General features: G+C 46.5%; 5 protein-coding genes. 2 read left to right on the top strand and 3 right to left on the bottom strand.

Annotated features, from left to right (window positions below; translation table 11 throughout):
• Together ABW391_RS02295 and ABW391_RS02300 are read right to left on the bottom strand one after the other, a co-directional pair.
• On the bottom strand, window positions 1-433 hold a 433-nt coding region (locus ABW391_RS02295; protein WP_353480200.1), incomplete at its 3' end, for an Rpn family recombination-promoting nuclease/putative transposase.
• An 83-nt stretch (window positions 434-516) separates the two neighbouring features.
• Window positions 517-2,982, bottom strand: a complete 2,466-nt coding sequence (locus ABW391_RS02300) for an ABC transporter permease (protein ID WP_353480201.1) — start codon at window positions 2,980-2,982, stop codon at window positions 517-519.
• A gap of 343 nt (window positions 2,983-3,325) precedes the next feature.
• Here ABW391_RS02300 and ABW391_RS02305 point away from each other — a divergent pair, with 343 nt between their 5' ends.
• Together ABW391_RS02305 and ABW391_RS02310 are read left to right on the top strand one after the other, a co-directional pair.
• Entirely contained in the window at window positions 3,326-3,967 is a 642-nt protein-coding gene (locus ABW391_RS02305; protein ID WP_353480202.1) for a response regulator, read from the top strand.
• Window positions 3,951-5,717, top strand: a complete 1,767-nt coding sequence (locus ABW391_RS02310; protein ID WP_353480203.1) for a sensor histidine kinase — start codon at window positions 3,951-3,953, stop codon at window positions 5,715-5,717. The genes ABW391_RS02305 and ABW391_RS02310 overlap by 17 nt, the downstream gene beginning before the upstream one ends.
• A gap of 611 nt (window positions 5,718-6,328) precedes the next feature.
• Here the strand turns inward: ABW391_RS02310 and ABW391_RS02315 are convergent.
• A partial coding sequence (locus ABW391_RS02315; protein ID WP_353480204.1) for a UvrD-helicase domain-containing protein occupies window positions 6,329-9,106 on the bottom strand: 2,778 nt, incomplete at its 5' end.

Genomic DNA, 9,106 nt, shown 5'->3' on the forward strand with positions numbered 1-9,106 from the left:
CTAAAATGTCTCCTTTGTGAATGCCTTTGAATACAGTGGTGCCATGATAGACATAGTCTTTCCCTTGTCCCAAATCGAAGTAAGCAATAGTGATGGATATGACCTTTTTTACCTGGGCGTATGCTGAACCTTCCTTGATATGCTCGGTGATGGCTTTTGATGCACCGAAAAGCATCCGGTGAAAGTAGTCGTACTCTTGCGTATTTTGGACTTCGATGATGACGAGCTCCCCTTTTTCATTTTCCACGAGGATGTCTACTCGGTTGAACTTGTCGTCTTCCGTTTCCTTGTTGCTCTCGCTGTCAAGAACTTGTTTGATTTTCACTTCTTCGCCAAGTAGTTCCGTCAGAAAGCCTTCGAGGATGTCGAAATTGGCTTTGTGGCGAAGCATCTTTTTCATCGCCCAGTCGAAACGAATCAGTTTTTTGGCCATTGCGGTGAATTTTCCAACAAAGATAAGATGTTTTAAGGAGTATAAAGCAACAAGGAAAAAAGCAATTAATGCATTTTCGTCACTCACTCACTCTTCAACGACTCCACCGGATTCGCCAGTGCCGCCCGTACACTTTGCCAACCGATCGTCAAAAACGCGATCAGCAGCGCCATGCCTCCTGCCAGTGCAAAAAACCACCACTGCATGGGCACCCGGTAAGCAAAATCTTGCAACCATTGATTCATCGCGTACCAGGCCAGCGGAACGGCGATCACCACAGCCATCAACACCAGGCGCAACAGATCGCGCGAAAGCAAACCCACAATGCCTGCCACGCTGGCGCCCAGTACCTTGCGGATGCCAATTTCTTTGGTGCGCTGCTCTACGGCAAATGCAATCAAGCCCAACAAGCCCAAACAAGCGATGAAGATGGCCAATCCCGTAAACCCACTCAGCACCTTGCCCAGCTTTTGTTCGGAGCGGTATTGCGCTGCAAAAGCGGCATCCAAAAAGGTATAATCCAGGGGAGCGCCCGGAGCTATGGCTTTCCAGCGGCTTTCCAAATTGCTGATCAGGGCTTTTTCCTGCCCAGGTTTGACCCGCACCGAAATGTAGGAGTAAGGTAAAGTATAGCTTTTTGAAGAGTGGTGAAACAAGGCAAAAGGCTCGATCGCCAAGCGGAACGACTGGGTGTTGAAGTCCTTCATCACCCCAATCACTTTGAAACGCTGGTAGTTACCTCCGGGGTAATTGATGTATTTGCCGATCGGATCTTTCCACCCTGCGGATTTTACAGCGGTTTCATTCAGGACGACCGCGGCAGAGTCTGAGCGGAAATCCTGAGAGAAATTGCGTCCTTGCACTATTTTGATGTCCATAGTAGGGACAAAATCGTAATCGACCATGTAGGAACTCAAGACCAAATCCTTGCTCACCTGATCGCCGTCCAGGCCGGCTTCGGGCACATAAAAGTCGCCAAAATAACCGCTGGTAGGCACATCGGTTGACCAAGTGGCATTAATGACCTCTGGTTGGTCTGAGATTTGTTGGCGGAAAACTTCTTCCTTCCCCTCCAGGCGCTGGGCATTGCGGATGAGCAATACGTTTTCCTGGTTGAGGCCAATTTCCTTATTTCGGGTATACGACAATTGTTGGAAGACAATGATGGTGCAGGTAATCAAGGCAATCGATATGGTAAACTGGAAGACCACCAGGCCTCCACGAATCCAAACCTGGCGGCCACTCAACACTGGGATGCTGCCTTTGATGACCTTGACGATGTTGAAACGCGACAAAAACAAGGCCGGATAGCTGCCACTGAGCAAGCCAACTCCGATAGGCAACAACAACGCTAAAGCTCCTGGCCAACCTGAGAAAAGGGTGCTGATTTGCAATGGGGTAGCAATGATTTGACTAAAGAGCGGCAAACACAGGTACAACAAGGCCAAAGCCAGCACACCCGCCCCCAAACCATACACCGTAGACTCCGTCAGGAATTGTGCGATCAGGGCGCGGCTTCCAGAACCCAGGGCTTTGCGAACGCCCACTTCACGGGCGCGTTGCCCCGAGCGAGCGGTGGAAATGTTCATGAAATTTACACAAGCCATCAAAATGATCAGTAAGCCAACGGTGCCGTATACATACACCTCGCGGATGCTGCCCAGAGTGGTTAAGCGCCCTTGTACCCCTGCAGAATACAAGTGTATGGCCTCAAGGGGTTTGAGCTTAAAGTCCCATTTTCCGCCATTTTTCAAAAACACATCAATGGGTTGACCGATGCGGCGAAAGGCGCTGGCCGCATTTTTTTTGACCATAGCCGGAAAAAGGGCATGCAATGCTTTTAGTCGCTGATCGGTAAGCGGAGCGCGGGTTTTGACATAGGTATCCACATTCAGCCACACCCAACTCCAATCAAAATACTTGACCACTTCGTAATTGGCTACGGAAGTCAAAAAATCGAATTGCAACGAGGATTGCGTTGGAACATCGGCAAGTACTGCCGTTACTTCGTAGGGTTTGTTGTTGAGTTGCAAGATTTGGCCAAGGGGTTCTGCATCCCCGAAATATTTTTGGGCCATGCTCTCGGTCAACACTATTCTATTGAGTCCGTCCAGGCAAGTTCCAGCCGCTCCAGATTTAACGGGAAAGGAAAAAAACTCCAAAAAATTGGAATCTACCGCCAGGAGTTTTGATTCTGTGAAGCCATGCGAAATTCCGCCTGCTTCCTCGCGACGAATGGCCACATCACCGGGTTGAAATATACGGGTGTGATCCGAAAAATCGGCAAACTCCCGCCGCAAGGTTGCCCCTACCGGAGGAGGTGTATTGGAGGTAAGCACAGTTTGTCCAGCAAAATTGCCATCTAGTTGCACTTGATAAATGCGCTCGGAGCCCTTAAACAAGCGATCGAAATTGAGTTCGTGCCGTACAAAAAGCATCAGCATCCAACAAGCGGCCAAGCCAACTGCCAGTCCGCTGAGGTTGATAACGGCGTAGAGACGGTTTTTACGGAAGTTGCGAAAAGCAATTTTGATAGCGGTGCTGAACATGTCAAGTTTTTTTTATTCGGGGCGAAATTTATGCCAAACTTACAATCATTTGATAATCATATTTTTAGTAAAAACAAAAACCCCAACCTGTGTTCATATTCGGACAAATGTGTACGGAAATCTCCTTTAAAATTTGCTGATTCAAGACAAGATTAAAATTTTAACAATCTATGATTATTCAAATCCTTAAATTGCATTGTAAAAAAACATCATCTTATTACTATTCTAGTCCATCCAGTTTATTTGCAACTTTTTTTATATTTTTGAGTTAGATTACCAGCAGGATAATGGATAAGACTTTCCATGCAACTGTCTAGTTGTCTGTATTAAATACCAGCCTGAAATGATTAAAGTAACCATCGTTGACGATCACGTTATCTTCGCGGAAGGATTGGAATCTATTTTTTTGGATGCAGACGACATTCAAATTACGGCACGATGTCACAACGCGGAGTCGTTTTGGAATGTAATGGAAACCAATAACATAGATGTAGTGTTGCTGGATATTTCCTTGCCTGATGTGAGTGGTTTGAATGTGTGCGAGCAAATTGTACGCGATTATCCCAATACCCGGGTTATTGCGCTGACCATGCACGACGAACCCAGTCTGGTGAAGAAAATGATCAAAAAAGGGGCAATGGCCTACCTGCTCAAAAACACAACGAAAAGTGAACTTTGGGCAGCCATTCGTACGGTGTACAGCGGCAAAAAATACTACAATGAAAACCTCATGCAGTTGCTGCTGGATGGCGAAGACAAACCCAAAAAAAATTCGTCGATGGGTGGCCGACCACACTTGACCCGTAGAGAAAAGGAAGTTTTAGACCTCATAGCCAAGGGTTTTACCACCCAGCAAATTGCCGATAAACTCTTCGTTTCGATCAAAGCCGTAGAGTTTCACCGCAGCAGCTTGTTGACCAAGTTTGGGTCTCAAAACACGCCATCCATGATTAAGGAAGCCATTGAATATGAATTTATTTCGTAAAATTTTATTGTTGTTGCTCTTCTCCTCGCTACTTGTTGCGGTTCGGGCAAATGATTTTTATCCCTCCCTCAAAAAAAATTACAGCCAAAAAAAGCTTGATAGTTTAATCACAGAATATAAAGAAAAGAAAGATGCCAAAGGACTCGCCATTGCTTTTGAGCTAAAAGGGGTCTTTTTTCAACACATCTATTATTACAGCAGCTCTACTGTCAGCAACTTCTACGAAAGCGCCGAAAATTACTTCAAAATCAACGACTTATCCGGTTATTACCGCGTAAAAAAACGCATTGCTGATCTTTACTCCGTTGATGATGTCATGTACAAATACGCTATAGATTACTACAAGGAAGCGCTGGGGTTTTACCATCTAAAAAAAGACAAAGTCAAGATCGCTGGCTACAAACTGGATTTACTTAATGTTGCCATCAACAAGGATACTTTCTCAAAAAAGGAAGATCGCCTGATTTCATGGAATCGGGAAAAGGTCCTCAAAGAAACCATCAATGATTGCAAAAAACTCAAGGATCAGCGCTACCTCACCTACGCCTATAGCCTTTACGGTGCTTATTGGTTGCAAAAAGAGAACTTGAATGCAGCGCTAAAATATACCGAAATGAGTTTGGCGAAAAGCCAACCCCGATCCTATCTGAAGTCACTCAATCTGCTCCAGAAAGGGAAAATTAAAAAACTGAAAAATGATTTTCCTGGTGCCATCAAGTTGTTCGAACAAAGTGAATTAATCGCCGAAGTACAGAACAACAAATACCTCATACAATTGATTTGCAAAGGCCAGGCCGAGTGCTATACCGCGATGAACAATACGCCCAAAGCTGTGGCATACTGGCAAAAAACGGCTCAAGCCATTGAAAAATATTACAACTCTGGACAAACGCAAATTACCCGCTCCCAAGAAATTTCCAACGCCCTGAAGGATGTAATAGCTGCCCGGAAATTGATTTTAGAAAAAAAACGCAATCGCGAGAACCTCATTTATTTCTTAGTGACTTTCTTTTTGGTAACAGCAGGTGCCGGATTTTGGATAGTCAGGGTGAAGCTGCGGGAGAAAGACTTGATCAATCAACAACAACGAGCTGAAATGGAGCTCAAATCCATGAAATCGCTCATTGATGGCCAGGAAAAAGAGCGCAATCGGGTAGCCAAGGACTTACACGATGGACTTGGAGCACATTTATCCAGCATCAAATTGTTTATTGAAAGTCAGAAAGACAAATACGAATCCACCATTCAGGGCAAACTATTGGAGCCTTTGGCCAAAAACATCGACGAGGCTTGTCTGGAAACCCGCAACATTTCCCACGACCTCCGCCCTTTTGCGCTCAAGTTTGGTTTCAATGCAGCTTTAGGCGATTTGGTCAAAAAAGCCCAAAACACCCTTCCCGAAGTTGAAGTAGTTTTTGAACATTTTGGAGAGGAGCCACAAATCAGCGAAGAAGTTGCGTTGATGGTGTATCGGGTGGTACAAGAATTGCTCAACAATGCCGCCAAGTATTCCAAAGCGACCCAAATTACGGTACAAGCTTTTTACGAACCCTCGCAAATTTCCGTCAACGTGGAAGACGATGGGCTAGGTTTTGATATAAATGTGGTTAAAGAAGGAAACGGGCTGGGCAATATCCGTTCCCGCGTCGATTACCTCGACGGCCAGGTCATTTGGCAATCCGCTCCTAATCAAGGAACTGCGGTCATTATCTCCATTCCGATTATGGCAACCCACGAGTCAATTTCCTAGGGTAAACCCTAGGTTTAAAAAGCTACGGGTTTACCCTATTGGCTTCTATCTCAATCATGCATACATTTGTATTATTATATTGAACGAATGAAAGTTCAATTATCTCTTTGAATTTTCAGCATGGAATCTCTTTCTGACTTCACATTCCCTAGATGAAATCAGAAAGTTGATTACCAAATCAACAGGCTGGAAATAATACTAGGAAAGGCTGCTTCCGCGGAGGAAGCAGCCACTCTTTTTTACTTGTCAGTGTTCTCAATCACTTTCGCCAATTTATCTTAATCACTTTCGCCAATTTATCCTAATCACTTTCCCTCTTTTTTTCAATCGTTGCCAAAGCAAATCATGTGTGAATGCTTCAAATCATTCCAAAAACCGTTGACTGCGTAAAGGCAACAACGCAACTGCGCCAAACTTCCTATTTGTTTATTTCATGTATTCTTTTCCATTCAGGCTTTTCCTCTTACTAATATGGTGGTTTTTACTGGCCATCTATTGGATAATTCCCCCCTATAGGCACCGGCTTCCGGGCAAGATGTCAAGGAATTGTCAGGGCTACTTTCGATTGAGGGTAGCCTGTTTTTTTGCCCCAGCTTGGATTTCTTGTTTTCTTAAAAGTGCAGCTCCACCAGCGCACCATTCAGTACAAAATGGACAAAAGTGCGGATGTTCTCCTCTCTAAAAACCTGCTGTACCCCTGCTTTGCTGAAGTATAAAAACGGTGCAAGCTCCGCGGCTTTGCTGCGGTAACGCTTCATGTCTCCAGCATAACTGGAAAATTGGACAATGGCAATGCCTTCTTCACTTTCCAAGAGCAAATCCAACTCCCGTTCAAAAATACGCGCACCCTGAAAATGGCGCAAAGGATACCGTTGGTGGTAAAACGGAGACCGGAAATATTGATCCAAATAATTGCGGAAAGCCTGCCCGGCAGGGAGCAATTGTTCCGCGCTGATCCATTCTTCTACCTCAAAACGCTGCAACAATCCAGCCGTCATGTCCTCCAGATCACGTGGCGCATAATCGGGCTGCCAGGCGTGAAAGAAGGCTTTGACTGCCCGCGAAACCTGGCTAAAATCGGCCAATAAGGATTCGATGTGCAAGGGAGAGGCATAATTGATCAATTCACCGGTGCTATGGGAAGGGATTTGGTCCATTAGGTTTTCCTTCCAGGTATCGATGTACAGTGGCACCAGTTTTTGTTTGCCCACACGGGGTTCCAAAAATTGCAGATCACCCTCTTTGATGTCAAGAACTTCAAAATCCCGAGAAAAAGTAAAAGTTTCGGTCTGTTTCAACAAAGGAAGTCCCGCCCATTCCCAGAGCGTTTCGGTGGTACTGGCATCGAGGGTTGGAAAATCATCTTTGCCTTCATGCCAGGCTCGGTTGAGCCATTTGGTAGGCGTATTGGTAGTCGGAAAAACCAGGAAATCCCTTGCCCTGGTCAAACCTACGTACAGCAACCGGTTTTCTTCCTGCGTAGCCTGTGCGATTTTTTGTGCTTGCACTTCACTTTGCGCCAAACGTTCGGCCAGGGGAGTACCTTTGAATTGCTTGTCATAAGGATTTACCCAGTAACGCAACCAGCGATTGCCGAGGATGTTATTGAGGTCAATCTGGGTATTTTCTTCCGGTACAATACTCAGTCCCCACAATTCAGTGCGAATGTCTTTTTCCAGGTTGTAACACACCACAACAGGCCATTCCAGGCCCTTACTGCGGTGATAAGTCATGACATTAACGGCATCAGGACTTTCTCCGGCTGCCTGAAAATCTCGTCCTTCCGTTTCCAGTTCATTGAGCCACAACAATAAACCACCCAAGGATGCTGCGGATTGCAGGCGGTTGCAAGCGCCTTCGTACTGTAAGGCCAATTTGCGCAGCACATCGAGGTTGTCCAAGCGTTGGTTGACTTTGCCCCAACTCACAATGCGGCGGCGCAAATCCAGGTCTTCGACCAGTAGATCCAGAATTTCGGCGCTCGACAATTCGATGGTTTCACTGCGCAGTTCGTCCAACCTGCGAATCAGGAAATCGTTGGTTCCCCAGCGGTTGGTCACTTCGCCAGCGTCGTAATCCTTGAGGTAGTCCAAGCGGTCTTCAACAATGGTTTCGATGTCTTTGGCTGCGCCCAACAAGAGGATCTCGGCGACAGATAGGGAATCGTGGTAATTCAACAAGTATTTGAGGCAAGCCAACACCAGTTTGGCCTCTGCGGTATTGAGCAATCCAGCCCGCGCAATGGCGACCTTGAATCCGGCGCGGTTGAGTGCTTCCGCCATGCTTTGGCAATCGCTATTGGATCTGCACAAGATGGCTACATCGCCAGCAATGGCAGGTCGGTGTTTTTTTTCGCCTTTCGGCAAAACGTAGAGTTTGCGCTCCAACCAGTCTCGGAGCGCGAAAGCGGTCGCGTTTTCGGGCCAGGGTTTTCCAGGGGTGCGGCCACTGCGCTTTTTGCCTTCTTCCTCCTCTTCTTCAAAATGCCAGTGCACCAGTGCCTCCGATACTTCAATGGGCTCCTGGTCCTTGGTTCGTTTGGGAATAAGGGCTACTTGTTCTGGAGGCATATTGCCAAAAGCTTTGACAAAAATGGCATTGCTGGCGTACACCAGATCTTGCCGGGAGCGCCAGGAATTTTCCTGAATGTCTTCGGGTTTTACCCCTCCAGTTTGCGCCATGATGGCTTGCATCAACTCAGGTGCTGCGCCCCGAAAACCATAAATCGATTGTTTGGGGTCACCTACCCAAATACTGTGGCGGGCAAATTGGGAGAGTTTCAAAAAAATCTCCAATTGCATGGGACTGGTATCCTGAAATTCATCGACCAGCAGCAAGTCCAATTCGCTGCGCAGCACGGTCTCGACCTGCTCGTCTTTGAGCAAGTCCATGATCAGTGCCTCCATATCGGTGTAATCGATCAAGCCCCGTTTTTTCTTATAGGCTGAAAATTCGTCTAGCGCAGCGATGGCCAGTTCGAAAATTTGATCGATAAAAGCCTTGATGTCTTGTTGAAACTGGGGGTGTTGTTCGTGTATTTTGGCAAATTCCAGCAAATCGGCAATGTCCTCTTTGCTCTTGACTCCGGGTTTGAGTTTGCTGATTTTGGCCCAATTGCGCCAACTCAGTTCACCGCGCAGGCGCAGGTCACGCTCCAGTTCCTTGAGGTCTTTGACCACGTCCTTGGTGACTTTGGTTTCGTCTGCATTGCTTTCCAGCCGTTCGATGCTGTCCAGCAGCATTTGGCTCAATTCAGCGTTGAAAGCAGCGGCGCTTTTGGCGGAGGGCTCGCCAAGGTAAATTTGAAAACTTTCAAATGAACGTTGGCAGCTTTTTTCAAGTACTTCCCTGGAAAAATCGTTGGCGCGGGCAACTTCGGTGATTTGGCG

Origin of the sequence: Haliscomenobacter sp., assembly GCF_040403615.1 — a bacterium.
In the GTDB taxonomy this organism is placed as follows: Bacteria; Bacteroidota; Bacteroidia; order Chitinophagales; family Saprospiraceae; genus Haliscomenobacter.